General features: G+C 57.9%; 20 protein-coding genes. 6 read left to right on the forward strand and 14 right to left on the reverse strand.

Annotated elements, in window-relative coordinates; translation table 11 throughout:
* Window position 1: 1 nt before the first annotated feature.
* From WDJ57_RS16935 to WDJ57_RS16945, 3 genes are all read right to left on the reverse strand, one after another.
* Window positions 2–1012 carry an AAA family ATPase gene (locus WDJ57_RS16935; protein ID WP_338902084.1) on the reverse strand — a complete coding sequence of 337 codons (1011 nt, stop codon included), beginning with the start codon at window positions 1010–1012 and terminating at the stop codon, window positions 2–4.
* Window positions 1005–1934, reverse strand: coding sequence for a DUF4350 domain-containing protein (locus tag WDJ57_RS16940; RefSeq protein ID WP_338902085.1), 930 nt, complete (start codon window positions 1932–1934; stop codon window positions 1005–1007). The genes WDJ57_RS16935 and WDJ57_RS16940 overlap by 8 nt, the downstream gene beginning before the upstream one ends.
* Window positions 1935–2075: 141 nt before the next feature.
* A complete protein-coding gene (locus WDJ57_RS16945; protein ID WP_338902086.1) occupies window positions 2076–2351 on the reverse strand; it encodes a hypothetical protein in 276 nt (91 codons plus the stop codon).
* A 440-nt stretch (window positions 2352–2791) separates the two neighbouring features.
* Here WDJ57_RS16945 and WDJ57_RS16950 point away from each other — a divergent pair, with 440 nt between their 5' ends.
* The 3 genes from WDJ57_RS16950 (at window position 2792) to WDJ57_RS16960 (ending at window position 6142) form a co-directional block, all read left to right on the forward strand.
* A complete protein-coding gene (locus WDJ57_RS16950; protein ID WP_338902087.1) occupies window positions 2792–3313 on the forward strand; it encodes a vWA domain-containing protein in 522 nt (173 codons plus the stop codon).
* A gap of 198 nt (window positions 3314–3511) precedes the next feature.
* Entirely contained in the window at window positions 3512–4072 is a 561-nt protein-coding gene (gene rdfA, locus WDJ57_RS16955; protein ID WP_338902088.1) for a rod-determining factor RdfA, read from the forward strand.
* A 96-nt stretch (window positions 4073–4168) separates the two neighbouring features.
* Window positions 4169–6142 (forward strand): archaea-specific SMC-related protein, encoded by a 1974-nt coding sequence (locus tag WDJ57_RS16960; protein ID WP_338902090.1) that lies wholly within the window; start codon window positions 4169–4171, stop codon window positions 6140–6142.
* A gap of 60 nt (window positions 6143–6202) precedes the next feature.
* Here WDJ57_RS16960 and glmS read toward each other — a convergent pair whose 3' ends face one another.
* Entirely contained in the window at window positions 6203–7993 is a 1791-nt protein-coding gene (glmS, locus tag WDJ57_RS16965; protein ID WP_338902092.1) for a glutamine--fructose-6-phosphate transaminase (isomerizing), read from the reverse strand.
* Complete coding sequence (gene glmU / locus WDJ57_RS16970) at window positions 7993–9186, reverse strand: bifunctional sugar-1-phosphate nucleotidylyltransferase/acetyltransferase (RefSeq protein ID WP_338902093.1); 1194 nt, start codon at window positions 9184–9186, stop codon at window positions 7993–7995. Before glmU ends, glmS begins: the two co-directional genes overlap by 1 nt.
* 476 nt (window positions 9187–9662) lie before the next feature.
* Here glmU and WDJ57_RS16975 point away from each other — a divergent pair, with 476 nt between their 5' ends.
* A complete protein-coding gene (locus WDJ57_RS16975) occupies window positions 9663–9965 on the forward strand; it encodes a HalOD1 output domain-containing protein (RefSeq protein WP_338902094.1) in 303 nt (100 codons plus the stop codon).
* A 463-nt stretch (window positions 9966–10428) separates the two neighbouring features.
* Here WDJ57_RS16975 and WDJ57_RS16980 read toward each other — a convergent pair whose 3' ends face one another.
* The 9 genes from WDJ57_RS16980 to WDJ57_RS17020 all read right to left on the reverse strand — a co-directional run bounded on the left by WDJ57_RS16980 (window position 10429) and on the right by WDJ57_RS17020 (window position 22515).
* Entirely contained in the window at window positions 10429–10830 is a 402-nt protein-coding gene (locus WDJ57_RS16980; RefSeq protein ID WP_338902095.1) for a hypothetical protein, read from the reverse strand.
* On the reverse strand, window positions 10827–12113 hold the full coding sequence (locus WDJ57_RS16985) for a signal peptidase I (protein ID WP_338902097.1): 1287 nt from the start codon (window positions 12111–12113) through the stop codon (window positions 10827–10829). The genes WDJ57_RS16980 and WDJ57_RS16985 overlap by 4 nt, the downstream gene beginning before the upstream one ends.
* Entirely contained in the window at window positions 12113–13138 is a 1026-nt protein-coding gene (locus tag WDJ57_RS16990; protein ID WP_338902098.1) for a SipW-dependent-type signal peptide-containing protein, read from the reverse strand. The genes WDJ57_RS16985 and WDJ57_RS16990 overlap by 1 nt, the downstream gene beginning before the upstream one ends.
* A gap of 298 nt (window positions 13139–13436) precedes the next feature.
* Entirely contained in the window at window positions 13437–14141 is a 705-nt protein-coding gene (locus WDJ57_RS16995) for a hypothetical protein (RefSeq protein ID WP_338902099.1), read from the reverse strand.
* A gap of 37 nt (window positions 14142–14178) precedes the next feature.
* The gene (locus tag WDJ57_RS17000) at window positions 14179–15168 is read right to left on the reverse strand and encodes a right-handed parallel beta-helix repeat-containing protein (protein WP_338902100.1); all 990 of its coding nucleotides are present in this window, start codon (window positions 15166–15168) and stop codon (window positions 14179–14181) included.
* Between the two features lie 212 nt (window positions 15169–15380).
* Window positions 15381–17006, reverse strand: a complete 1626-nt coding sequence (locus tag WDJ57_RS17005) for a LamG domain-containing protein (protein ID WP_338902101.1) — start codon at window positions 17004–17006, stop codon at window positions 15381–15383.
* Between the two features lie 121 nt (window positions 17007–17127).
* Entirely contained in the window at window positions 17128–19008 is a 1881-nt protein-coding gene (locus WDJ57_RS17010) for a vWA domain-containing protein (protein WP_338902102.1), read from the reverse strand.
* A gap of 88 nt (window positions 19009–19096) precedes the next feature.
* Window positions 19097–20767, reverse strand: coding sequence for a vWA domain-containing protein (locus WDJ57_RS17015; protein ID WP_338902103.1), 1671 nt, complete (start codon window positions 20765–20767; stop codon window positions 19097–19099).
* A gap of 83 nt (window positions 20768–20850) precedes the next feature.
* The gene (locus WDJ57_RS17020; protein ID WP_338902104.1) at window positions 20851–22515 is read right to left on the reverse strand and encodes a SipW-dependent-type signal peptide-containing protein; all 1665 of its coding nucleotides are present in this window, start codon (window positions 22513–22515) and stop codon (window positions 20851–20853) included.
* Window positions 22516–22865: 350 nt separating this feature from the next.
* On the opposite strand from WDJ57_RS17020, the gene WDJ57_RS17025 reads away from it, so the two are divergent.
* Both WDJ57_RS17025 and WDJ57_RS17030 read left to right on the forward strand, forming a co-directional pair.
* Window positions 22866–23405, forward strand: coding sequence for a DUF7344 domain-containing protein (locus WDJ57_RS17025; RefSeq protein ID WP_338902105.1), 540 nt, complete (start codon window positions 22866–22868; stop codon window positions 23403–23405).
* A 79-nt stretch (window positions 23406–23484) separates the two neighbouring features.
* The gene (locus tag WDJ57_RS17030; protein WP_338902106.1) at window positions 23485–25557 is read left to right on the forward strand and encodes an STT3 domain-containing protein; all 2073 of its coding nucleotides are present in this window, start codon (window positions 23485–23487) and stop codon (window positions 25555–25557) included.
* Window positions 25558–25857: the final 300 nt, after the last annotated feature.

A 25857-nucleotide genomic window follows, 5' to 3' on the forward strand; every position in this document is an offset into this window, starting at 1 on the left:
TCTACTGGGGCCCATCGTCGCTGCCCGCGGGTGCTGGAGCCGCAACGGTCTCAGATGCCGTCTCTGCAACACCGCTCGGTGGAACGATTTCGTCGAGAATATCAGTGATAATCTCCCGTGGGGAGACATTACTGAGTCGTGCATCAGTGTTCAACACCAGCCGATGCACGAGGACGGGAACAGCAAGCGCCTTGATGTCGTCCGGGATGACGTACTGTCGGTCGTGAATGGCCGCCCGGGCCTTTCCTGTCTGCAAAAATGCCAACGAGGCCCGCGGTGATGCTCCATACTCCACATCAGGATGCGAGCGCGTTGCCTCGACTAAATCGATGATGTAGTCTCTGACGCTCTCTTCGACGTGAATGTCGCCGACGATGTCCCTCGCAGCGTCGAGGTCTTGCTGTGCGACGACCTGACTGACCGTCCCCGGGTCGAGAGTGGGTTGTTCGTCGAACCGATCGAGAATCGTTTGCTCTTCGGTGCGTTTCGGCACATCGACCGTGAGCTTGAGCTGGAAGCGGTCCCGTTGTGCTTCTGGGAGTTCGAACGTGCCGTCCATCTCGATTGGGTTCTGGGTTGCGATGACCATGAACGGCTCTGGGAGCTTTAGCGTCTCCCCTTCGATGGAAACGTGCCGTTCCTCCATCGCTTCGAGCAGCGCACTCTGTGTCTTGGGGGTTGCACGATTGATCTCGTCTGCAACAACGACGTTTGCGAAGACTGGTCCGCGCTGGAGTTCGAATTCACCCGTCTGCTGGCGATAGACTGTCGTTCCCGTGATATCTGCAGGGAGGATATCCGGAGTCATCTGAATCCGATTGTACTCGAGACCGCTAGCGCGGGCGAAGACGTTCGCAAGGGTCGTCTTCGCAACGCCAGGCACCCCTTCCAGCAAGATATGACCGCCAGTCAAAAGTGATACAGTGAGATGTTCGACTAACTCCTCGTGCCCGACGATAATCGTCGAGATTTCATCGTAGATCGCATCGTACAACTCCCCAGGCTCACTCATCGTTTCTTCCCTCACCGTTTCGCGGCATAATACTTTGTGCTACGCGCTCAACTCGCTGTTCGTCCCAGTCTGGATACTTCGCCTGCAAACTCTCTTTGAGAGCCCCGCTGTCGACCGCGCGTCTTTCGGGAACCTCTGCAGACAGCGAAATCCTCCGTCCAAGACGGCGTGTATAGCCCAGTAGTCCCCTCCACTTTCCAACCATGGCGAGTAACAGGCCCCCGCCTAATAACTGGGCGACCGTCGACTCTCGGAGGAGCATGAGCAGTCCAACGAGGGGAGGCACTCCTCCGGAGTGTGAGACATCGAGCACTGACCGGTTGTGCCGGTCGACGAGATTCTGGACGAACTCTCGGTTGTCCGGCTGATCAAGCATCGTGTTGATGAAGATGCTCGGGTCGCTGACGGCAAGCAACTCACCCTCCCCGATTTGCTCCCTCGAGACAACTGGATGCTGTCTCAGCGTCTCCGTACTGTTCAGTTCTCCATCGCGGTTCAGATCCAGATACGCATACGAAGACGTCCGTACGAGGACGGTGCTCTCGTTGCCTGCCAACTGAAGGCTCGATGGATAGTTCAATGTCAGCTGTGATATATTGTTCGTGTAATTACTGCTCGTAACATTCGGGGCAATGGGGAGTGCAGGACTTCGATAGTATTCTTGCTCGTCACGCACTGGCACATTCGTGATGCGAGTAGACGTGCCCAGCCCTCGAAGCAGTTGATTCGTACTCCCGTCGAAATCACCTGCAACGACGAGTGTTCCTCCGCGCTGGATGAATTGGCGAATCGTAGCGACGTCGGTCGTCGAATAGGGTTCAGCGGGTGAAATTACGAAGCCGATTGTCCCCGTTGCTGTGTCCGACTCGTAGGACTCGGTATTCTGGATGACTGATGTCTCATCCGCGAACGATTCGCCCATTGCTCGCAAATCTGAAGTACCTTCCCACGAGGGGTTGTACGACCCAAATGCGGTACCCGAGATACTGGCCGCAACGAGCAAACTTGCGACGACAACCACGCCGAAGCCAGCGAGAACCAGTCGTGGGTACGACAGCCTCATTTAGAGTACCCCCTCAGGGAGGATTGCCAGCACACGCCTGATAACGATATAGCCGAATCCAATCAGGCCGAGCAAGATTATCCACCGAAGTCGTCGCCGCCAGTGAGGAGTAACTGCGAATGGTGCAGTTAGTTCGACGATGACCAGGAATCCAATGAGTGAGATGACGAAAAAGAGCTCGAGTGAGAGGGCTTCCAGCAGCGTCAGCGACAGGATACCCAACAGCATCCACACCACCTGCCCGATGATGAATCGCTGACGCTGTTGACTCGTCATTGACGCTGTATAATTTATCTGCTGACTTAATCACTAGTTTTTCGTCTGGGACATATCTTCCACAACTTTAATCATATATTGATTACAACAGTAATCCAACTCAATACAAGTCTGTATCAAGATTTGACCAATTCAAAATCTTTATATCATTTCTTATTATTTTTATATATACAACAACTTACATTATGTGGAACGACTTAACAGAAGATGTTCAAAGCAGGCCGTTCGGGCTCATTCCACTCTTATCTACCACTGATATGTGTATCCGCCACGAGGCACAGTCGGGGACTCTCTCGCTCTGTGACAGCACGTTCGACTGTTCGATTCGGCTGTCGCCCTTGCTCTCTGAATCGAACTCGGTTTCAGACCTCATCTCTCGAGAGATACGTGTCCACCGGCCGCAGTTCGAGATTATCCTACTCATAGACCTTTCGTCATCTATGGAGCTCCCGCTTACCCATTCGCTTTCTCACTCTACCCAGCGTGATGGGCTTGATGAGTCCCAACCGAAGAAGGTTGAACTGATTTCCGATTTCGTCATGCAGGCGATTCAGGGATTGCAGGCTCACGACAAAGTGGCCGTTGCAACTTACAACACGTCAGTCGATGTGCTTCAAGAACTGTCTGAAGTCAAATCGCTCGTGCGTGACGACCTCGAACAGAAAATCTCTGCGATGGAACCGTCAGGTGGCACAGACATCAGTACTGCGCTCAGTGCTGGCGAAGAACAGTTTATCGACCCCGACATAGCTCCAAAAGGTATCGAAAGACGAATACTCTTGCTGACGGATACTCACCCCGTATTGAATACTGAGATTGATTCAAATATCTCTCAAACTATCGAACGTCTAGCAGACTATGGAATATTCAGTACTATAGGGACACTCGGTGTTACGATCGAGCAGAAGTCAGTCGCCGACTTCAAATCCGTCTCTGGCGGCGAACTCTTCGAAATATCGTAACTCGCGTTTCGTCGCCGGCTCGACCTTCCACAGCTGTCCTGCTGTGAGGTCGTCCGTGAGTCCGCCCGACGTCTCCATTGCACCAAGCGATGAGGTCGGCTGACCCACGCCACTGAAGTAGCAACTTCTCCAACGGGGTATATGAACTCCAGTCCCTCGCCGAAAAACAAGGTTGCCGAGGTAATCCGACGCCGACAGATGGAGCCGCTCTCGGATGAACTCGAACGCAGGTGGGTCGGTGAAGACGGTCAGGATGCAAGCGTTCGTGAGCTCACACAGTTTTTCAACCAACGAGTGTTAGAGAGTGCACTCGGGGAGACAGGAGTCATTCCCTTGGAAGGTGAACTCGAAAATACGTACCGGCTCCTGAGTGAAGATGATTCCTCCGAGACTATAGCGCTCCAGGTCAAGGAGCGCTTTGGATTGTCAGACGGAGAAATTCAGGCAGTTAAAAAAGATTTCGTTTCTCACCAAACCATGTATCGCTACCTTACAAATGTACGAGAGATTACCAAAGCCTCGACAGATTCGTCTCTTTCAGACCAAATTCAATCGGTGAAACGCACAGCACAAAAAATCCAGAGCCGCCTGACAACAGTTGTCACTGACAACTTAGAGTCTCTTTCGAAGAAGGAAGGCTTCTACGTCGGAGATTTCGATGTCACTGTTTCGGTGACTGTAACCTGCCGACAGTGCAATACCAGCAGAAGCTTACTCAGTATCTTAGATGATAATGGGTGCGAGTGTAAATCAGAATAAACTTTTCGACGTAATCAGTTATTAAAAGTGATAGTACTCTAAACTCTAACATGAACTGACAAAGCAATTAAACGGGGGGATAACGTTACTATGCCTATGTCCCCGGTTCAGGATTCAGCTATTGGCCCTGTCACGGTCCACAATTTAGGAGGGATCGATACACTCGAAACACAACTCTATCGTGGAGTCAATGTTCTCTCAGGTGAAAACGCAACCAACCGAACCTCCTTGCTTCGGGCAATCAGTGCCTCACTCGGTAGTACGAACGTCTCACTCAAAGGCGATGCAGAAGAGGGGTGGGTCGAATTCGAAATCGAGGGTGAAACCTATCGGAGGGGGGTTTCCAGGACAGAGAGTGGGCTAGCCTTTTCGGGAAACCCCTATCTTTCCCCAGAAGAAGCGCACTACCTGGAGCTGTTTGCGTGTCTGTTCGAACAAAATCGGGCCCGAGAGGCCGTTCGCCAGCGCGGTGACCTCTACGACATCATCATGGCCCCGGTGGATACAGACGCCATCGAGCGTCAGATTGCAGAGCTGAAACAGGAACGGTCCGCGAAGGAATCTCGGAAAGACGAAATCGAGTCCGAACTCGACTCGTTGCCGTCGCTCCGCGAGACCAAATCGACACTCGAACGTGAGATCGACGACCTGCGCGCGGAAATCGAGGCGAAGACCGAGAAGATCGAGACCACTGAAACGTCTGTCGAGGATTCGAAACAGCAGAAAACGACACTCGAAGAGAAACTGGCCACACTCCACTCGAAGCAATCGTCTCTCTCACAGCTTCAGGAAAAATGTGAGTCCAGTAAGGAAACGAAACGATCACTCGAAGACGAAGTGAGTACCAAGGAGGCTGAGTTAGCGGAGATATCTCTCGATGACTCCCGGCTGGACCGTCTCGAAGCCGATATAGCGTCTCTCTATGATAAAATCTCTCGCAAAGAATCGATGATGAGTGAACTGCAGAATATCATGCAGTTCAACCAGGATATGATCGAAAACGAGACGATGGATGAAGACATCTTTGCTGCCCTCCGCGAAGGAACAACTGCGCCGCCAGACGGCGACACGAAGACGGATGTACTGCTCGATTCAGAGAGCGAATCTATCGTTTGTTGGACGTGTGGGAGTACGACCCAGAAGTCGAATATCTCGGAAACGATCAAACGCCTCCGCGCAGTTCACGAAGACCTCTTTGGTGAGCGACGCCAGCTCCAGACCGAAGTCGAGGAACTGGAAAGCGACCGTGAGCAGCTACACGAAAAGCACGAACGGCGCGACCAGCTCCAGAACCGTATCGATCAGGTGCGAAACGACATCGAACGCCACGACCGGAACATCGACCAACTCACCTCCCGCATCGACGAACTCTCCAACGAAATCGGGCGCCTGGAAGAGGAGATCCACCAGTTGCAGGAGTCACAGGATACCAAGCTGATCGAACTTCGTCAGGAAGTGAGTGCTCTCGAGTACGAACTCGAGCAAAAGCAGTCCGAATTGTCGGAGAAAACTGACGAGATTGAGCGAATAACCTCTATCGAAGGGGAAATGCCAGATATCGAGACACAGATACAGGATATAAATCAGCAGTTGGACGAACTACGCGGACACATCGATCGCATCGAGCAACAGACAGTCACACAATTTAACGACAGGATGGACGACATCCTGAGCGTACTCGAATACGAGAATCTCGAACGCGTCTGGATCGAGCGGAAGGAAGAGGAGATGCGGGACGGGCGACGGACGGTGAGCAAATCCGTATTCGAACTTCACGTCGTCAGAACAACGAGTGAGGGCCGAGCGTACGAGGATACCATCGATCACCTAAGCGAGAGCGAGCGCGAGGTAACGGGGCTCGTCTTCGCTTTGGCAGGCTACCTCGTCCACGATGTTCACGAGAAGGCACCCTTCATGATCCTCGACTCACTCGAAGCGATCGACAGCGATCGTATTGGGCGCTTGATCGACTACTTCAGCGATATCGTCCCGAACATCCTCGTTGCGCTCCTCCCGGAAGATGCCTCGGCACTCGAAGACGAGTATCACCGCGTCGAATATTCGGCCTGAATCTTTCGGGACCAGCATCCAGATTCGACGAGAAAACCCACAAGCGAAGTCCCGAGTTCTTCACTCGACAGTGACGCTCTTTGCCAGATTCCGTGGCTTGTCGATCGACCGGCCCAGCCGGTTCGCGACGTGATAGGCGACCAGCTGTAACTGCACGTTCGCCAGCACGGCTGCCGCCCGTGGATGCGTCTCTGGCACCCGAAGCACGTGATCGGCGTAGCGCTCGACGTCTGATTGCCCGTCGGTCACGGCCACGACCGGCGCGTCCCGGGCCTCGACTTCTTTGACGTTCCCGATCGTCTTGGTCGCCATCTCGTTGTCGCCGGTCACGATGGCGAACACGGGCGTATCTTCGGTCACCAGCGCCAGCGGGCCGTGTTTCAGTTCACCGGCGGCGAAGCCCTCGGCGTGCTTGTAGGTAATCTCCTTCATCTTCAACGCGCCTTCCAGCGCGACCGGGTAGTGATAGCCGCGGCCGATGAAGAAATAGGACGACGCGTCCTCGTATATTTCTGCGATATCTGCCGCTCGGGAGTCATCCAGTAGCGCCTGCACGTTGCCGGGCAGGTCACGCAGCGCGGGAACGACACTCCGAGTGTCGCCGCCGGCAGTCGCGAGCGTGAGCAGGTTGAGTGCAGCTTGCTGAGAGGCGAACGTCTTGGTCGCGGCGACGCCGATTTCGGGACCGGCGCGGATGTAGAAGACGTGGTCGCACTCGCGTGCAGCCGTCGACCCGACCGTATTGGTCACGGCGAGCGTCCGCGCACCGCGGCGACTCGCCTCACGGAGCGCCGACAGGGTATCTGCGGTTTCCCCACTCTGGGTGACTCCGATGACGAGTGCGTCGCCGATGGGCGGTGGCGAGGCGGCGTACTCACTCGCCAGGAATGCCTGTGCGGGCACGCCGGCGTGTTCGAACAACTGCGCGCCGTAGAGCGCCGCGTGATAGGAGGTGCCGCAGGCGACGAACTGGACACCGGTCGGCGAGAGGTCGCCGAGGTCGCCGAGGTCGACGCTCCCCCCGAGTTCGTCGACGCGGCCGCGCAGACACTGCCTGAGTGCGCGTGGCTGTTCGTGAATCTCCTTGAGCATGTAGTGATCGTAGCCGCTCTTGCCCGTCTCTTCGGGGTCCCACTCGACTGTCTCGACGTCCTTGTCGAGGACGGTCCCGTCGGCGTCGGTGACCGTCCAGTCGTCGTCGAGGCGGGCGAACTCGCCATCGGCGAGATAGACCACCTGGTCGGTGAAATCGCGGAAGGCAGGCACGTCGCTGGCGAGGTAGAAGATTTCGTTGTCCAGTCCGAGCACGAGCGGCGAGTCGTTGCGTGCGGCGAAGATGGTCTCCTCACCCGCGATGACGGCCGCGATTGCGTAACTCCCCTCGATTCGGCCGACCGCCTCGCGGAAGGCTGCCTCGGGGTCTAACCCGTTGGCGAGTCCCTCCTCGATGAGATGGGGGACGACTTCGGTGTCGGTGTCGCTGCGGAAGGTGTGGCCGCTCGTCGTGAGTTCGTCGCGGACGGACTGGTAGTTCTCGATGATGCCGTTGTGGACGACGGCCACGTCGCCCGTGCAGTCCTTGTGGGGGTGTGCGTTCGCGTCGTTCGGCGGGCCGTGGGTACTCCAGCGGGTGTGACCGATACCGACCGCGCCGCTTGGACTGCGCGTCTCCAGTGACTCTCTGAGGTCGTCGATTTCGCCTGCGCGCTTGCAGATGTCGACGCCGGACCCGTCACCGGTCAACGCAACGCCGGCGGAGTCGTAGCCGCGGTACTCCAGTTTCGCGAGGCCGTGGACGAGCGTCTCCAGTGTCTCGTCGTCCCGGCCGACAGCACCGATGATGCCGCACATCAGCGCATCACCTCCACGCCCTCGGAGATAGTTCCACTGACGTGTGTCCCGGCGTGCAGTCTGGCGTTCGGCCCGACGAGCGTCCCGGGGGCGAAGCTGACGTCCCCACGCGCTCGCACCCGGTCGGCGACGACCGCACCGAGGCGTTGCTTCTCGAAGACCTGCCGGCCGACGCGGACGTCACCGGGACCGCCCGAAATCGTCGTGGCTGCACCGAGGTGGACGTCCTGTCCGACCACGGCATCGCGAAGCGTCGAGCCGATGTCGACCCGCGCGTCGGCGTCCAGCACCGTCCGTTCGAGTGTGGCATTCGCCCCGACGGTCACGTTCTGACCGAGGGCAACGTTCGGCCCGACCACGGCACCAGGGGCGATTTCGCAGTCGGAGCCGACGACGACGGGGGGTCGCAGCACCGCCGCCTCGTCGACGCCTGCTGCGTCGCTGACCCAGACGCCCTCGCTGATTTCGGGTTCTGCGGTGCGCCCTCGCGCCAGAACCTCGGAGGAAACCTCGAGTAAGTCCCACGGATAGGTCGCATCGACCCAGAGGCCGCCGATGCGCACGCCGCGAACCCGGTCCGTCTCGACGATTCTGGCGATGGTGTCAGTCAGCGAGAGTTCGCCGGCCTCTCGCTCTGTCTCGTCGATTTCTGCGAATATCGACGGTTCGAAGGCGTAGATGCCGCCGTTCATCAGCCGGTACTTGTCGGTGTCCGGCTTCTCGACGATTTCCTCGATGTCGCGGTCGCGTAGCGTAATCGCGCCGTACTTGCTCGCATCCTGTCGTTCGAGGACGGCCATGACGGCCGGTGCCGTCTCCTCTTCGAAGGCATCGCGGACGCTCCGGACCGAACTCGCTTCGATGATCTGGTCGCCGTTGACTACGATAAGGGGACCGTCGACAGCCTCGCGGGCCTGTAAGAGGGCGTGCCCGCTTCCGAGTTGCTTGTGCTGGACGACGTACTTGATGGGGACGTTGCGGTAGGAGGGCCCGAAGTACTCCTGGACGCGTTCACGGCGGTATCCGACTACCAGTACCAGGCGGTCGAGGCCAGCGTCGACGAGGGCGTCGAGGACGTGCTCGAGAATCGGACGGTTCGCTGCCGGGAGCATCGGCTTCGGGCGGTTGCGGGTCAACGGCCGCAGCCGCGTTCCCTCCCCGGCGGCGAGGACGACGGCGGTCTGGACGGTCATACTCGAACGTCGCCCTCGTGGGGTTTCAACTTTCTGGGAAGTGCAATGGTCGCCACCCATTCCTTCGATTGGAACAAATATAGAATATAGACTATGTAAATAACTATGTTATATATGACTATGCCTGCTTGATTTCCAGCCGATACGGCTCTCCGGATAACTTGTGAACAGCAGTTCTATATCTCAATTCTGGATAAATACTCAATATACAGCTAAATTATCTATAATAAGATTAATAATTTTAGTGAACGTGCTGTCTCTCCATCGACACCCGTACTGGACTCTTTACTGTATACAGAATGTAATTTTGGAACTGTTATTGTATTGTAGATACGTACTCGTGACTATAATAATGCACTACGTCTGGTACACCACTCCCGCATCAATTCACGACATCCCAAAATAGCCCTCGTCTCGTTATTGTATCTGATACTTAGACTTCAAAGTATATATACATCCAATGCAAAACGTCTCCCATGTCGTCAGAAACGGATGCAGCCGTACTCCGGTCGTGGGATGTTCTCGCAACTCACGACTGGCGGGGGAACCAGGCCATCGAGACGTCTCTGAGCAACGCACTTGACCAGCTTGCGACCACGTCGGCACCGCTCTACGATTACATCGACCTGGAGGCAGTTCGGGACACACTGGGTCCAGAGGCGAGTCAGCGCGGAGCGTCGGAGGTCCGCTTCGAGTACGAGAACTTCGAGATCAGAATCACGGACGACGGGACCATTGCAGCCCGGGAACGTCGAGCTCGCCCGCAATCCCATCTGTAACCGGACGTCTCACCGATTGGTTCCCTCGAAAACGCTGTTTTTACATTCTGCCTCCGGCACCGAAATAGAAGCCGAACGTGAGAGAAAGGCCCATAAACTGGGCCTTGGGGGGTGTGTGAGTGGCGTCGGGTGCCTGTGGAATGCCGGAGCACCCACAGATGCGCCACAGCTCGGCTAGGGATGACAGCCTCTCTGTGACTGCACCCACCGTAATACATTATCTGAAGCTACTTTGTTATTTCGGTTGACAAGAGTGACAGAACATTTGTATCAGTAAAATTATTTTTGCATATCGATGTAGTTCGCCAAATGGATATAGTTGCTTATTTGACGAACGAAAACGATGCTCACGAGTCGTCGTTTGGATGTTACGTATTGAGTATGTTTTCTCCCTCGAAATAATATCAATTTTGATAGTACTCGTGGCTGGCAGTGCTGTGGATTCTTTCTTCAGGTTGGCGTCTCACCCGATCGCCCCCTGTCGTCGAACTCCTGCGTGGTAGTTCCCTACTTGCTTTGTCAGGAGTGACATACTGCCGGAAGTCGTGTTCCCGGCACCCGCTGTGTTTCCACTACTCGTTCCTCCGCCGGTGTTCACGACTGAGTGCGAGGAGAACCCTCCTCCCTTGACCTCGTTGTCTTTTTCGGAGTCAGTATCGTCGTCCTGCTTCTGACTCCCACCGTCGGTGTTTCCGACCTCAATGGTCCAGTCGTTGGCATTGACGTCCGTCAGTTCTACGTTGATGTCGGCGGTGAGGTGCTCCCCGTCGCTCAACACGGTGAGAGTTGTGCCTCCAGTGAGGCTGGCCAGGCCGATGATAACGACGAGCGTCAGCGCGAGCAACCCCTGCTTCGGATCAGTCATGCCGTCTCACCTCCTGGGGAATCGTCCTTGTCCTCGGTGCTGGTGGTATCCACTTCAGCACTGCCCGCGGGACGCTGGGTTCCACCGGCCTGGGTGATTGCCGGCTTCGGTGTCTCGCCACTTCCGTCTGGGGCGCTGGCCCCACCGTTCGTCGAGACCTTCCTCTCTTTCGTCTCGGATTTCGAGCCCATCAATTCTTTGAGGATAGCCACTTCTTCCTCGACATCAACCTCAGCGTGGCCATACGCGGGTGCCTTGGACTCGCCGTCGCCGCCTGCGTCTCCATCCCCATCACCGTCTGTTGGGGTGGCAGTGTCGCTGTCGTCGCTTTCACCGCCTCCCATAGTATAGACCGCTGCCAGCAACAGGAATGTCGTGGCGACGCTGCCCGCGGCAGCGAAGGACCAGACTTCGCGCGTGACGTTGGCGACCCAGATACTGTAGACGAGGAAGACAGCCAGAATAATCAGCCCTAACTGGAGTTCTGGGGCGGTGAACGTGACGCCATCACTGGTCTCCGATTCGTCTGCTGTGCTGATGGACTCCTCCTCTCCGCTGCGTTCGATGTCTGCCGGGGTGGCTTCCGTGACATTCTCTTCGGGCTCTGCAGTCGCCACGGGATTCGCAGCTGCCGCCGTCCCCTCCGCGGATGTCGCGGTACCGGCCGGGCTCTTTTCGTCGCTCTCGGTCGTATCGTCCCCTGTGGAGTCGCCGCTCGACCCGGCAGAGGATGCGATTTCCCATATCTCCGAGAGGACGAACAGCAGTATGGGAATCGCGAAGAGCACCACGAATCCGACCTGCGTGTTCGCGAACTGGATGACGTAGCCGATGAGTGGGATGACGAAGAGATACCCACCGATGCTCAGCACCCGACCGCTGACCTGACTCGGCGAGACGAGTTGCTGGTCAGGGTCGGACACGGCGTCACCTTTGGTCCGGAAGGCCGGCCCGCCGTCCTGGCTGACTACCTCGATGACGCGGTGTGTCGTCGGTCGCTCGGCTGTCCCCCGCTGGAAGGTGATGACGTCACCTTTGTCGATGTCTGCCGCGTCGACTCCTCCAGTCACGATGACGTCGCCGGGGCTGATGGTCGGTGCCATGCTGCCCGAGAGCACCACGTAACTCGCTTTCCCTCCGACAATCTGTGGGACTGCGTATATGATGAACGGGACGACGATGGCCAGCAGAACGAGAAGTCCCGCGACGCTGGCGAGTCGTCGCCACGGAATCTGCTCTCGAAGTGGCTCCGCTTCCTCTCCGGTGTCGTCTGTGTCGTTCATCACTTGTCACCCCCCTCTTGGATTTTGATCTGCGTCCCATCGAAACTCCCACCGGTCTCTCGTGCCGCGACTTCACAGGGACTCGATGCCTCGCCAGGTTCGTCGTCGTACTTGATGACGCCGTCCTGATCCGCGATGGTTCCCGCAGTTCCGGCGGTCTTCTCTACGTCGGCGTAATCGTAAATCCACATGTAATCCCCTGCTCTCACGACGACGTAATCGACGGGGTAGTCCGTCGACCACTCGACTTCGATCGGTTCTCCGTCGTCGTTCACGGTCGTTATGGCATCGATGTAATCCGTGATATCTTCACTCGGATCCGTGACCTCGCCGTCGGTGCAGAACGCGATGTAACTGATACTCTTCACCCTGGGTTCGTCGGGCGCTTCACACTCCGGTGGATTCTGTGAGAACGGATTCGCCGTACCGTCAGTGTGGCGACACTGCCGACCGTAGAATCGGAATGTGACGGACGTGTCGTCATCCCCTTTGTACTCGGGCAGGGACCACTCGAAGACGAGTTCTATCGGGTCCGAAGACTGGAGACACTCCCGGTTCTCCGGGTCCGTAACGCGCCCCTCGGGTGTGAGCGCCTCGCCGTCTTGCAGCCCGTCCGTGACCTCGAGTAGCGTTCCGTCTGCGATGGTCTCTCCGTCTTTGTACGAGAGCGTCACCTGCAGGTCGTTTATGAAGTCCGCTGCTGGGTCCGGACACAGGCTCCCGAGCCAGGCGTAGACTGGATTGCTGTCGTCGTCGACCGAGACGGTCATGGTGATTTCCCCCGCTCGATTCTCCTCAGTTATCTCTATCGGAATCGTCACATCACCCTCACTCGACCCGGACTCCCCGGAATCGAGCGCCCAGTCCACCTCGAGGTCGACGATGCCGACGGTCACTGAGTTGTTCGCGAACACTTCCTCGTCCGAGAACAACGCCAGTGTGCCGCCGCTGACGAAGGCGCCAGTGCCCCCCGCGACGGCGAGCCCCGACAGCACCTCACGGCGGCTCAGTTCTGACTTCCCCATAGAGTCCCCCCTGATGTCTGCTGTTCATTATCGACTGCCACCCTCCTTTGTGCCGTATTCTCATACTTGCGTGCCACCCACTTAGGTCTTGTCTGTTTTTTAATATGCCGTTCCACGTGACAGAAAGGCCGCGCCCAACCAGCGGTCGCGTACGCGCTGGCTCCGGACCGTTTCCTGTGGTCTGTCTCACGCACTGGCCGGGCCGTCTGAGTCCCTGCTCGTCCGCTCGGTCTGGAACACCATTCGGGTAGTCTACCCGCTGAAGCGGCCCGCTGGCACCACTCGAACGCACGCATCGTCAACATTGCTGTACTGTAAAGTCGAAGTCGAAGTCGACGCCGTCGCCCTGGGTGACGTTGATATTTTCCTGGTCGCTCTCGAACGCCCAGCCGAACGAGACCGTGACGCTCTCGCCGGGAGCGAGACAGCCCAGCGAGACACCATTGATTGCATCTGCTACCTCCGCAAGCGTTCCTTCGGCATCGGGGTCGATGAGCCCCTCGCCGATGTCCTGGACGCCGTTTTGTCCCCCGAACAGGTCGATGTTTCCGATGCCACTGTCGTACCAGAGGGCTACCTGTAGGTACTCCTGGAGCTCTCCGGGAGCGGTCGTATCACCGGCCTCCTCCTCGGGTTCAGTGTGGCCGTTCTCGGGTCTGTCCGTCACGCTGAGCCCCAGCTCGGGCTCGACGGAAATCTCGTTCTCCGAGACTTCGCTGAGTTCGAAACTGAGAACGCCATTATCCCCCGGATAGACATCTCGGAGAGAGATGATCGGTCCCTCTGTCGTCTCGGATATCGACGAGTCTGTCGTGTCTTCGATGGCCATGCCGTTGTACGTCTCCCGCCAGTCGGCCTGCAGGTCGAAATCGCTCTGGACATCCATGGTCTGAGCGACAACGACTGCGTCCTTCGTTGCCAGCGCCAGCCCGCCTACTGATGCCAGGCCAGCAGCTCCGAGACTGGCGAGCACTCTGCGTCGCGTGAGACCTCCCCGGGTCATGACTGGCAGTGAGCCTCCCTCTGTGGCCGTGTTCGATTCATGACCGTCCTCCGACCCGACTCCAGACGCTGGTGTCGACCGGGCTGGTCGCGTATGGCTGCCAGCTCACGTTCACGATTGCGTCACCGCTACCATTGGCTGCAGCATCGGTGTCTCCGCCTTCCCCGTTACCTGTCCATATCTTCGAGATCGAGGGGCCGTCGGGTGACCCCCACCAGTTGTTTGTCGCGTCGAACGATTTTGCTCCGAGGTTGAGCGCACCCGTGTCGTTCGGACGGATATTGTTCCGCCGAGCCACGATATCGCCGGTCTTCTGGGCTGCGATTCCGCTGTTGTTACCCTCGATGTCGTTCCAGGCGACGAAGACGTCGCGAGTTGCGTCGACGAGGATTCCCGCGCCGATACTGCTGTCTCTGTAGTAGTTGTCGGCGACCGTGTTCCCGAGAAGCGTCGCACGCGACGTGCCACTCACTCTGATGCCATGTTGTCTATTCGTGTCGGTCGGACCGATCCCTGTGACAGTACTCTCGGTGACGCGAACGTCGAGTCCCGTTCCCTGCGCGACGATGCCGCTGTGTCGGTAATCGCAAATCTCGCAGTCTTCTACCACCGCTCCCCGACGGGCGCAGTCGTCGTTGTACACGAGGATTCCGATGCCGGGACGAGTGCTCGCCGTCTCACTCCCGGTAACCCTGACGTCTCCGATGTCGACACTTGGGTCCGTACAGCCGATGCCGACGATAGTGTGATCGGTGCGCTCTGCTCGGGCACCCTCGACTTGCATGTTCTGGAGTTTTGCACCGCTACTCTCCAGCGAAATCACGGGCGATATCCATTGTTCACCACGTCGAAATCTGCCTTCGAGTGAAGGTGGTGCCCTGAGCACAGTTCGTTCCGGCCCGACCCCTGTCAGCGTGAGTTCCCTGTCGACGACGATTTGTTCGGTGAACGTCCCGCCCTGGAGGCCGACGACGTCGCCGGGGCTGGCACGCTCGATGGCGGCCTGCACAGACTCGCCTTCGGTCACTCTTGTATCGACGGGAGACTCCCCCGACTGTCCGGTCGGTCTTCTCCTGTTTGTATGGCGTGTTGGTTTGTTTGCCTTGTTGGCCATCTTCCCCTCTCCGAGAAGCCCACCGGCGGAGTCGAACCGCCGTACGCCAAACGTGGGTGCAGCGCGCGATCTGTTCGGCCAGCGAGGAGTTCGAATCCCTCGCTGACGGACCGATTCAGAGTGACTCAGCTGGTCTCATTGTATAGTTTTGTCACCTCTGCGTCCGAGAGCGCACGGGCGTAGACGCGGACGTCATCGATCAATCCATCCCACACATTCCCACCACCGTCCTTGGATCCAATTACTAAATTCGAACTGGTCTCGTTGAAGGGCCCGCTGGACGAGTCGACTTCTGAGCCGTTGACATAGAATTTGCCTGTTCCGCTGGTACCGTCATATGTGAGTACACAGTGATACCACGTACCGGTCGTGGGCGCGGGGCCAAACATGGTATTCTTATTTCCAGTCGGTTCTTCATTGAACTGCGCGTATAATTTCCCCTCCGGACCGTTGTATCCAATGAGGTAGTCGCGGTTCTGGCCCGCTTGCCATTTCGATACGGCGAGCGGATATTGCGTGTGACTGAATCCGGACCCCTGAAGCCACGTGGCTAATGTAAACGCGTTTCCGACCGACGGTCCCGGACCGATTTCAATATAGTCACCGTCTCCATCGAACGACCCAGCATTCGCCACCTGCCCGCTCACCGACGAGATATCACCTATAATCGTCCCGTCGTTCCCACTCCCCGAAAGGTCCTCGGCGGTCCCGTCCCAGACAGTGTCGAGGGGCCAGTAGCCGACGAGATCTGTCGAGAGACCGACACCGTCGTTGTGGCGGCACTGCTCAGTGTAGAAGCCGAGGTCGAAGGTCACGGAGTCGGTCTGGACTTCGTTCCCGTGGTCGATCGGCAGCCACCAGATGACACTGACCTGATGGACGTTCGACCCGTCCTTGGGACTCCCGCCGAAACACGCACGGCCCGAGCCGCCACCTTCTTCGGCGGCGATGTCTCCTGCGAGCGGGATGCCCTCGACGTTGCCGGCCAGTGTCAGGAACTCGCGGAGACTCATCTGCATCGTCGGCTCGAAGCCGTCGTTGTCGTCGTCGGTCTCCTCGAACACAGTCGAATTCTGGATGTCTCCGACGCCGTAGGCTACCTGGATTGCATCGAGGAGTTCGACCACGCCGTCCATCTCGTCTTGGTCCTCGCCCTCCGGTTCGGTCACGCCGTTTTCGCTCGCGCCCCGAAGTGCGCCCTGTAGCCAGACGTAGCCCGGGTTGTCACACAGCTCGAAGGCGAACTGCGCGCCCCCGAAGTCGCCGGGCTTGACGTCGCCGATGTCGATGATTACCGGTCCGTCGGCGTCGCTGTCAGTCCCGCAGAGGCCGCCACTGGCGGCCGAGATACCACCGTTGACTCTGCTATAGCTGTCACCCTCTTCGTTTGTGGAGATGGCAGTGACGAACTGCTCGTAGATGTCCGGGTTCTCGTCGTCGACGTCGTTCAGATCCAGTGCGATGTCCTGGGCACCGTCCAGCCCCTCCGGTGCCGGTAGGCGGATATCTGTCGAGGCGGGGTCCGCTGCCATCCCGGCGAGGGCCGCTTCGTCTGCAGACCAGTCCGAGTAGTATTCTGTCGCCGCGACCTTCATGTCGAGACTCCCGGCGACGAGCTTGTTGTTCGTGAACGTCTCTTGGTCGCTGAAGTAGGCACTCGTTCCAAGGCCCGCACCAGCGCCGGCGACGCCGATAGCCCCGAGGCCGGCCAACACCTTCCGCCGCGACAGGTCGTAGCTTTCTTTCGTCATTTTGATCCCTTCTTGGGAAGGCCCACCGGCGGAATCGAACCGCTTGCCTTACGGCGTGACCACACGTGGGACCGTCGTGTACCACACGAGCGTGGGAGGGGAGTGTGTCTGGGGATGGTCTTCAGACGATTCCACCCCCGTCGTTGTGGCGGCACTGCTCGGTGTAGAACCCGATGTCGAAGGACACGGAGTCCGTCTGGACCTCGTTACCGTGGTTCAGCGGGAGCCACCACGAGAAGCCGAAACAGTAGGTTACGCCAGGGAGGAAACAGTCCCGAGCGTCCGAGTCTTCTTGTTCGTTTTCTGTTTCGAGTTCGTCAAATGTTGGAGTCGCATCTGCGTCAAGTGGTATTCCACGGCCATTATTCGCAGTAAGAACATCTTCCAGTTCACCGAGCGTACCTGTGAATATGGGCTTCTCTCCTCCTCCCGTTCCGGCGAGAGTACTTATCCGACCTGCGACTGTCGTTGCAATGCCAGTTAGAGTGTTGCCTGGCAGTGTTGCGTCGAAAGCTTCGTTTGTCGTGGGTTTCGCAATCTCCGTCTCAAGATAGGAGGCCAAAGATTGCGATCCTTCGAACTGTGGATTATCTGCCGTTCCAACAGCGACAGTAAATAGAACAATATCATCATCATCAATGTCATCAGCTTCATCAGCTGTTTCATTCTGCTCCTCGATCGAACTTACCCCATTATTCGATCCATCTTGAGTCGTGAACGAGAAACCCCCCTCTGGGGTACTAATTTCGTACGTTTCGTTCGGATAGTCTGGACCGCCATCAGTAACAAGGAGAATGACCTTTTGTGAATTTGGCCGAGCGGCAGCATTGATGTATTGTCTTGCGAGACTGAGTGCTGCCGGCATCGGCGTACTCCCAACACCTTCTTCGGGGAGGAATTGACCGACATCCGCATCTTCAGTAGGGTCATTATTGACAAAGTACCGATCGACTCCGCCTATTTCTGCCTCTAATGTGATACCAACTTCAGGATCGCCAATAGCGAAGCCTTCGCCAGGTCCATTAAAAGTCATGAACCCAGCCTGAACTGTTCCATCAGTGGGGAGCTGCTTGACAAATTCATTGGCCGCAGTCTCGATGGTGTCCATTTCATCTGAGTCAATAGACCCAGAGATATCTGCGATGGCAAGCAAGTCGATCGGCTGTCCCTCCCTATCGGGAAGGTTGTCACAGTCGGTGTCGTACCAGAGTGCGGTCTGGATTTCATCCACGAGCTCGACTTCTGCTGGTCCTTCTTCACCTTGTTTTAGACTTCCATCTTCGTTCTGATCTTCGTCAGCATCGTCAGCCTCAGGTTCAACGACACCGTTCTCGCTCGCCTCGAGACCCCCTGGCATATTCATCCAGAGATAACCGGGGTTAGCATTCTCCGCGCAGAGATGAGTGCTGAACGTTACTTCGCCGAAGTCTCCCGGTTTCACGTCCTGTAGGTTGATGAGCGGGTCGCCTGGATTAGTAACGTCTCCTGCATCGTTCGTTCGGAGATCTGAACTCAGTCCATCATCGTCAGCACCGACATCTGCTAAGTAGCTGCATACCGTTTCGCCCATTTCTGCCATCTCTTCGACGGGGAATTCACCTGTCCCATCATTATCCATATCCGGCAACGCGTCGATGGCTGTATTATTCATGAACTGGGGGACGTCTTCTCTGAGAACCCAGAGTCCGTGCTCGCCAACTGTCTCATCAGTTGCTCCTGCTGGGAAGCGACGGTAGAGGTCGGGATTCCCTGGCTCTTCCATCTGGATGTCGAGCGTTCCATTTTCCGGATCATCGTCCTCGTCTTCGGACCAGTCGGAGTAGTGCTCCTCCCAGTCCACCTTGAGGTCAAGCGACCCGGCGACCATTCTGTTGTTCGTGAACGTCTCTTGATCGCTGAAGAAGGCGCTCGTGCCCAGGCCAGATGCCGCTCCGGCCACACCCACGGCACCCATGCCAGCCAGTATCTTCCGCCGCGACAGTTCGTAGTTTCCATCTGTCATTGGTTGTCCCCTCCCGGGGGAAGACCCACCGGCGGAATCGAACCGCCGTGCGCGAACGCGCGTGCACCTGCGGGGGTCGTTGAGTTAGTTACGACGGCGGCGGCGTACTCGTCGCAGTCGCAGTCTCCGGTGCCTGCCCACTACCGTCGTTGTGGCGGCACTGCTCGGTGTAGAAGCCGAGTTCGAACGTCGCGGTGTCAGTCTGAATCTCGTTGGCGTGGTCGACCGGGAGCCACCACGCGAAGCCGATGTCGTGGCGGGTATCCGCGGAGAAGCAGTTGCGGCCGGTACCGCCCCCGTCTGCGGCGGGGATGTCGCCATCGAGTTCTACGCCGGTTCCATCCGAGAGCGCTTCGAGAGCTTCGCGGAGCGTGCCTATGAAGAATATCTCCTCGGTGCCAACAACCTCTTCTGAAATCTCGTCGAATACACCAACAATTTCATCAACTGTATCGGCCGTAAACGCGTTTTCAGGCGCACTTAGGCTCCCCGGTTTGCAGGCAATCTCTTCGAGGAGGGACTGATTTGCGTCGACAACTCCAATAGTCAGGACCTCTGTTCCTGCTTGGCATGCGGCATCCGCTTCGCCCACAGGATCTGTATTCGCATTCTCGCCCCCGTTACTCAGCACGATCATCACGGGATCATGAGAATCAGGACAGGACTCAAGGTCAGATTGTGCTTCACTGATACCTGTTCCAATGGCGGTGGTACTGCCAGTCGCACTTAGATTATCGATCTCACTCTTTGTCGTCTCAATATCCTGTGGGTCATCATCCTCATCATTATCCTCATCGTCAGTACTCATCACCGATTGTTTGACATCGGCGTCATTACCCGATTCACTAAAGAATGTAATACCGACTCGATTCTCACTGTTGGCTTTCAGAATTTCCTCAGCAAGGTTTTTTGCACCTAGTTTGGTATTATCAAGCTTTTCTTGTGGATTATCCATTGATCCTGAAGAATCAAGGACAATCTGGACACAGAGCGGGTCACTACTTCCGCCAACACCGCCAGAATGCAGATTGTCGCCGTCGTCGTACCACAGCGCAGTCCGGACCGCGTCAAGCAGTTCGATCTTATTATCCGTGTCATCGTCGATGGAGTCGACGCTGAAGTCTTCATCTCCATCCTCGTCAGGATCTTCTTCTTCTGGCTCAGTCAACCCATTCTCGGCAGCACTCTTGAGTTCACCGTTCATCCAGAGGTAGCCGGGATTGTCACACAGCGCGAGGCTGAACGTAACCTCTCCGAAGTCCCCCGGCTTCACGTCGTCGAGGTCGATGATGACCGGGCTCTGCTCCGACCCGGGCTGGAGGTACTGGCACGCGTTGGCTGGATCGAGCGTCTCGGGGTCGAACGCTGCACCGCTTGTGTTCGAGTAGTTCCCCACCTCCGTATTGTTCAGGAACCGACGTGCCTGACTGACGTTCTCGACAGTGATGAGCGACCCGTTCTCCGGTGACGAGGCGGCGAGTGGCAGCCCTGTCCGGTCTGCGGCCGCCGTCGTGCCCGGTTCGACCATCTCGACACTGGCGAGACCGTCGTCTTCGTCGTCGGACCAGTCGGAGTAGTGCTCTTCCCACCCCACGTGGAGATCGAGCGAACCCGCGACGAGCTGGTTGTTCACGAACGTTTCCTGGTCGCTGAAGAACGCGCTGGTCCCCAGGCCAGCAGCGGCGCCCGCTGCACCGATGGCACCCATGCTGCCGAGGATCTTCCGCCGCGTCAGTTCGAGTTTATTGTCGTCTGTCATCTGTTGGACCCCCTTTCTGGGGAAGACCCACCGGCGGAGTCGAACCGCCGTGCGCGATAGCGCGTGCACCCGCGAAGGTCAAGTTATTCCGATTGCGTGGGCGGATTGCCGGTGCCGTCGTTGTGGCGGCACTGCTCGGTATATAGCCCAAGTTCGAACGTCGCCGTATCGGACTGAATCTCGTTGGCGTGGTCGACCGGGAGCCACCATGCGAAGACGCCGTTGTAGACCGTACCATCGCCACGGAAACAGGATGTCGGGAAGTTGCCGAGCGAGTTTTCATCCAGTGAGGGGTTCTTATAGTAGACATCTGACACCGTACCATTCCCGATGTTACCCTTTCCGAATGCCATTGAGACGATTTCAGTATCGCCTGCGAAATTGGTATTCAATGCACTATAATTGTCCCCTGTCGAGAGGTCGTTCCAGCTAAATCCATCATTGTAGGCGAAATCCCCGCGAATTTCGTCTCCGACATTGCGTGTGTACCAGTTCCCGGAAGGCCGAGAGGGAGAATTAAGATTGCCGTTCGGCCGGTCATCGTTAGAGGTCCGATAGACGACATGCTCAGTGCCATCGGATTCCCGGAGTAGGAGGTATACTTCATCCGGTGCTGCTTGTGCATTTTCTTCTCCCTCATAATACTCGTAAGTCAGGCTCGCCCCGCTACCGAAATCACCCATCGTCGCGCCAACTCGAACTCCTGAGGTAACGTAGTCGGTTGTCTGGACCCCACCAGACGTTGCATGAGCGACTTTTCCGCTCCCGTCAGGATCATCAACCAACTCTACATCGTTCTCTACTGTTCCGCTTCCATCCGTATCGAATCGAGTGACATCAGGTGTAGTGAAGTCCGTCAACTCCGCATCCGGAGCGGGACCGTCACTACCGATATTTCCTCCAAAGTCACGGGTCCTTCCGTCGAGTCTGATACCCGTACCGTCGATTCCAGGAGCGCTTCCATTAATGACACTCCGAAGGCTACCAGCGACTAGCGGCTGTTCACCACCGTTCTGGTAATTATCACCGTCATCCAGCCATACAGCGACCTTGATTGCATCAAGGAGTTCGACATCTGCGGGATCCGTTGAATCTGCGTCGCCATCTTCGTCTGGATCATCGGCTTCCGGCTCTGTTAGGCCATTCTCGCTGGCACTTTGCAAAAACGCCTGTGCCCAAACATATCCGGGATTGTCACACAGTGCAAAACTAAACGTTACTTCTCCGAAATCGCCGGGCTTGACGTCGTTTAGATCGATGACCGGTGTAGCACCCTCTCCATCGTCATCGGCTAGCACGGCTTGGCCATCATCGTTTGTTGGATTACTGCAGGTAAAATTCCCACTAACTGTGGAGGCATCGTATCCCGATGGATAGCTGTCTTCCTGCGTGTTGTCAAGGAACTGCATCGCGTCAGCATCATCCTCTACGGAGATCATCGCTGCAACGTTCGACGGCAAGCCAACCCTCGTTCCACTCACGCTCCCTGCAGTCATGTTCTCGACATCGCCCTCGACCATCGTCACGTTGCCCGCAAGATTGTCGTTCTCGTCGTCGGACCAGTCAGAGTAGTGCTCCTCCCAGCCGACTTTGAGGTCGAGTTCGCCAGCCACTAGCTCGTTGTTGGTGAACGTCTCTTGGTCGCTGAAGTAGGCACTGGTCCCGAGGCCGGCCCCGGCACCGGCAACGCCGATCGTCCCGAGCCCGGCAAGCACCTTCCGCCGTGAGATGTCGTATTGGTCTGACATTGGTTGTTCCTCCGTCCGGCCCACGTGGCCCGAACTTGCCACGAAATCACATCCCTACCCCCTAAGATAATTGCAGCATCACTGCTTGGTAACTCCTCACTCGATATCTCAACAGGCCGTTTGCCCGACACGAGTGGGTCGTTACGACGTTCAATGGCCCGTTTCACAGGAGTGCCTGCCTGCCATTCCCGCCGTAATCGGTCGTTTATCGACTCGACGACTTTAGATTTCAACGCACATTCTGAACCAGCGACACCTTTATACTCCAACCGTGTGTGTGGGAGTATGGAACAAACGCACATCTACATCACGGGAAACGGCAACGGAAGTCAGCAACTTGGGGGGAACCAATGTTATCGAACCAGACGACAGACGGACGTATCGATCCAGGGGTTGTGCACGACGTCCTTCGGAACGACCGGAGACGGCGGGTCATTCAGTATCTCAAGCAGCGACTGGAGCCAGTCTCGCTGCGTGACCTGTCGGAACGCATCGCGGAGCTGGAGACAGACGAGTCGCCGCCGCCGCGCAACATCCGACAGAGCGTCTACAACTCACTGCACCAGACTCATCTCCCGAAACTCGACGAGATCGGCATCATCGACTACGACAAGGACCGCAAGACGGTTGCGCTGTGTGAGCGCGCGCGCGACGTCGACCTCTACATGGAGGTCATCACGCGCTTCGGAATCACCTGGAGCACCTACTACCGTACCGTCGGTGTGGTGGGGTTGGTCGCGGTCGTCCTCGCGGACACGGACCTCGTGGCGTTCGTCAGCATCGACTCGCTGCTCGTCGCCACGGTGTTCCTGTTCGTCCTGGCCTCGTCGACGGCCTACCAGCTCTGGTCGCGCCGGTGGTTCTATCTTCGGTCATTCGTCTCGGACTAGCAGGGATCGATGAGGGATGCACGCTCGTGCCGGGCGAATATCGGCCCGGTGAGCCAGCGGTCTCCGCGCGGTGAGAGGCGTGACTGACGCACCCGAGTCCCGGCTTCGCCGCGACCGTCTCCAGGCGCTCCCAGGAGTCGAATCACTCCGCCGGAAGCGATGGCTGCTGGGGGCACTCGGCCTCGTGGTCGCCGTTCGGCTCCTGCCCGCGATGGACGTCTTCGGCCAGGGGACCGTCGTGCTTTCGAGCAACGACCCCTACGCGTACCGCCACGCAGTAGAGCAGTTTCTCTCCGGAGACGGTGCCCCGTGGTCGCTGCCGTCCGGTGTCTCGACTGGCGAACCGCTCCTGGTGACGACGCTGTGGCTCGTGACGGTGCTTCTCGGCGGGAGCCAACTGGTGGGCGATATCGTCCTGGCGCTGTATCCCGTCGCGGCTGCAGTCGTCACGGCAGTGCTGGTGTACGCCATCGCGACCCGGGCGAGCGAGGACTCGCGCGTCGGTCTCGCCGCAGTCCTCTTGCTGGCCGTCACACCAGCCCACGCCTACCGGACGAGTCTCGGCTTCGCGGACCACCACGCCTTCGATTACCTCTGGCTGGCGCTGACGGGCTACTGTCTCGTCGTGGTGCTCTCTCAGCGCGAACGCGACGAGACGCCGTGGCGGTACGCGGCCGGACTCGGCGTCGGCATCGCCGGTCAGGCCCTCGCCTGGCAGGCCGGCCCCTTGCTCATCGTTCCGGTCGGACTCGCGCTGGCGGTGACGCCCGTGGTCCGGTTCGGTCGTGATGCGCCCCGCCTCTCACTGGCACCCGCCGTCGCCGGCATCGGTCTCGGTGCCGTCCTGGTACTGCTGGCGCATCTCCTGTTGGGCTGGCACCCGATATCGGTCCCGGCGAGCGTCTGGCTCCTGTTCGTCGGTGCGCTCGGGGTACTGGCGTTCGTCGAGAGCGGCCAGCGGTGGGATATCTCGCTTCCGGTCCGTCTCGCGGCCGCGGCTCTCGTTCTTGGAGTTGTCTCACTCGTCGTTCTCACGACGCTCCCCGACTTCGTCAATGAAGCCCTCAGCGGGATTGATAGGCTCTTCCGCCAGACCAGCATCGGCGAGATGTCTTCGCTCATCGAGGACTACGGAACCGTTTTCGGGCCGCTGATCATCCTTGGCTTCGGGTTCTTCCTCGCACTCATCGCGGTGCCAGTGGCGCTACGGACGGCCCGGCGGCGACACGACCCGTCCTGGCTCATCGTGATAGGATACACGGCCCACTTCGGGATTCTTGCCCTGATTCAGCGCCGCTTCGCTGGCGAACTCGCCCCGTTTCTCGCTGTCCTCGCGGGGTTTGGGTTCGTCGTTGCACTCGCCTGGCTCGATATCCTCGCAGCACCGGCACAGCTGCGTCGGTCCGACGAGACGCCGTCGGCCCCGGTTCGGCCGCAGGACCGCGCGCGTCTCTCGCTGCTGGGCGGCCTCTCGGCGGTCTTACTCGGGACGGGTGGGCTCTACACGACGCTCATCAACGGGCGGATCACGATCGACCCGAAAGCTGCACGCACCGCACAGTGGATTCACGACTACGCCAGCGCACGCGGCCTGACCTATCCGAAGAACTTCGTCCTGAGCGAGTGGGGTCGCAACCGGATGTACAACTACCTCGTCAACGGTGAGTCCGCTTCCTACGCCTACGCGCGCGAGAACTACGTCGACTTCCTGCTCTCGACCGACGAGACAGCTTGGTACGAGCGCTTCCGCGACAGAGTGGGGTTCGTCGTCACGCGAGACTTCGAGAACTTCCGTGATACGCCACCATCGCGGCTGTACGCTCGGTTGCACCGGCATCTCGGGAGTGCTGCTGATGGAGCAGGTGTCGGCCACTACCGCGCGGTCTATTCGAGCCCGGAAGGTGCGTACAAGGTCTTCACGCTGGTCCCTGGCGCGACGGTGACCGGCACTGCACCACCAGCTGTCGACCGGATTACCGCCGACCTGTCTATCGACGGGGCCACTTTCACCTACACGCGCCTGCTTGACCCGTCCGACGACGGCACTTTCACGGTCACCCTGGCGCAGCCTGGAACGTACCGCCTGGGAGAGCGCACAGTGACGGTGAGCGAAGCTGACGTTGTCGATGGGACGACAATAACCCTCGATTAAACGAAGGAACCCGCTAACAGTGGGGGTGATTTACCCCTCTATTTATGTGACCTATCTCTGATGTATATGTTTCTTTGCCACGTTTTTGCAAGTTACTTCTCACTCGCTAATCACCACAGTTCGGTACAACTAACCTGATTCGACAAGCACTTACAGGACTATGTGTGTAATTGTGTCTGGTCGGTTTCCGTCACCAGATTAGAGCGGGAGAGTGACTACTGTAGCGATGACTACCGAACACCAATACAACGACGCTTCACTCCAATACAAACCTAAAATAACGCTATATATCTCAATACA

It is taken from the genome of Salinibaculum sp. SYNS191 (assembly GCF_037338445.1).
Taxonomy (GTDB): domain Archaea; phylum Halobacteriota; class Halobacteria; order Halobacteriales; family Haloarculaceae; genus Salinibaculum; species Salinibaculum marinum.

Excerpts from the sequence above, each read along its gene's own strand:
- WDJ57_RS16935 (WP_338902084.1), bottom strand. The coding sequence starts at position 1,012 with ATGAGTGAGCCTGGGGAGTTGTACGATGCGATCTACGATGAAATCTCG.
- WDJ57_RS16940 (WP_338902085.1), bottom strand. The coding sequence starts at position 1,934 with ATGGGCGAATCGTTCGCGGATGAGACATCAGTCATCCAGAATACCGAG.
- WDJ57_RS16945 (WP_338902086.1), bottom strand. The coding sequence starts at position 2,351 with ATGACGAGTCAACAGCGTCAGCGATTCATCATCGGGCAGGTGGTGTGG.
- WDJ57_RS16950 (WP_338902087.1), top strand. The coding sequence starts at position 2,792 with ATGGAGCTCCCGCTTACCCATTCGCTTTCTCACTCTACCCAGCGTGAT.
- rdfA (WP_338902088.1), top strand. The coding sequence starts at position 3,512 with ATGGAGCCGCTCTCGGATGAACTCGAACGCAGGTGGGTCGGTGAAGAC.
- WDJ57_RS16960 (WP_338902090.1), top strand. The coding sequence starts at position 4,169 with ATGTCCCCGGTTCAGGATTCAGCTATTGGCCCTGTCACGGTCCACAAT.
- glmS (WP_338902092.1), bottom strand. The coding sequence starts at position 7,993 with ATGTGCGGCATCATCGGTGCTGTCGGCCGGGACGACGAGACACTGGAG.
- glmU (WP_338902093.1), bottom strand. The coding sequence starts at position 9,186 with ATGACCGTCCAGACCGCCGTCGTCCTCGCCGCCGGGGAGGGAACGCGG.
- WDJ57_RS16975 (WP_338902094.1), top strand. The coding sequence starts at position 9,663 with ATGTCGTCAGAAACGGATGCAGCCGTACTCCGGTCGTGGGATGTTCTC.
- WDJ57_RS16980 (WP_338902095.1), bottom strand. The coding sequence starts at position 10,830 with ATGACTGATCCGAAGCAGGGGTTGCTCGCGCTGACGCTCGTCGTTATC.
- WDJ57_RS16985 (WP_338902097.1), bottom strand. The coding sequence starts at position 12,113 with ATGAACGACACAGACGACACCGGAGAGGAAGCGGAGCCACTTCGAGAG.
- WDJ57_RS16990 (WP_338902098.1), bottom strand. The coding sequence starts at position 13,138 with ATGGGGAAGTCAGAACTGAGCCGCCGTGAGGTGCTGTCGGGGCTCGCC.
- WDJ57_RS16995 (WP_338902099.1), bottom strand. The coding sequence starts at position 14,141 with ATGACCCGGGGAGGTCTCACGCGACGCAGAGTGCTCGCCAGTCTCGGA.
- WDJ57_RS17005 (WP_338902101.1), bottom strand. The coding sequence starts at position 17,006 with ATGACGAAAGAAAGCTACGACCTGTCGCGGCGGAAGGTGTTGGCCGGC.
- WDJ57_RS17010 (WP_338902102.1), bottom strand. The coding sequence starts at position 19,008 with ATGACAGATGGAAACTACGAACTGTCGCGGCGGAAGATACTGGCTGGC.
- WDJ57_RS17015 (WP_338902103.1), bottom strand. The coding sequence starts at position 20,767 with ATGACAGACGACAATAAACTCGAACTGACGCGGCGGAAGATCCTCGGC.
- WDJ57_RS17020 (WP_338902104.1), bottom strand. The coding sequence starts at position 22,515 with ATGTCAGACCAATACGACATCTCACGGCGGAAGGTGCTTGCCGGGCTC.
- WDJ57_RS17025 (WP_338902105.1), top strand. The coding sequence starts at position 22,866 with ATGTTATCGAACCAGACGACAGACGGACGTATCGATCCAGGGGTTGTG.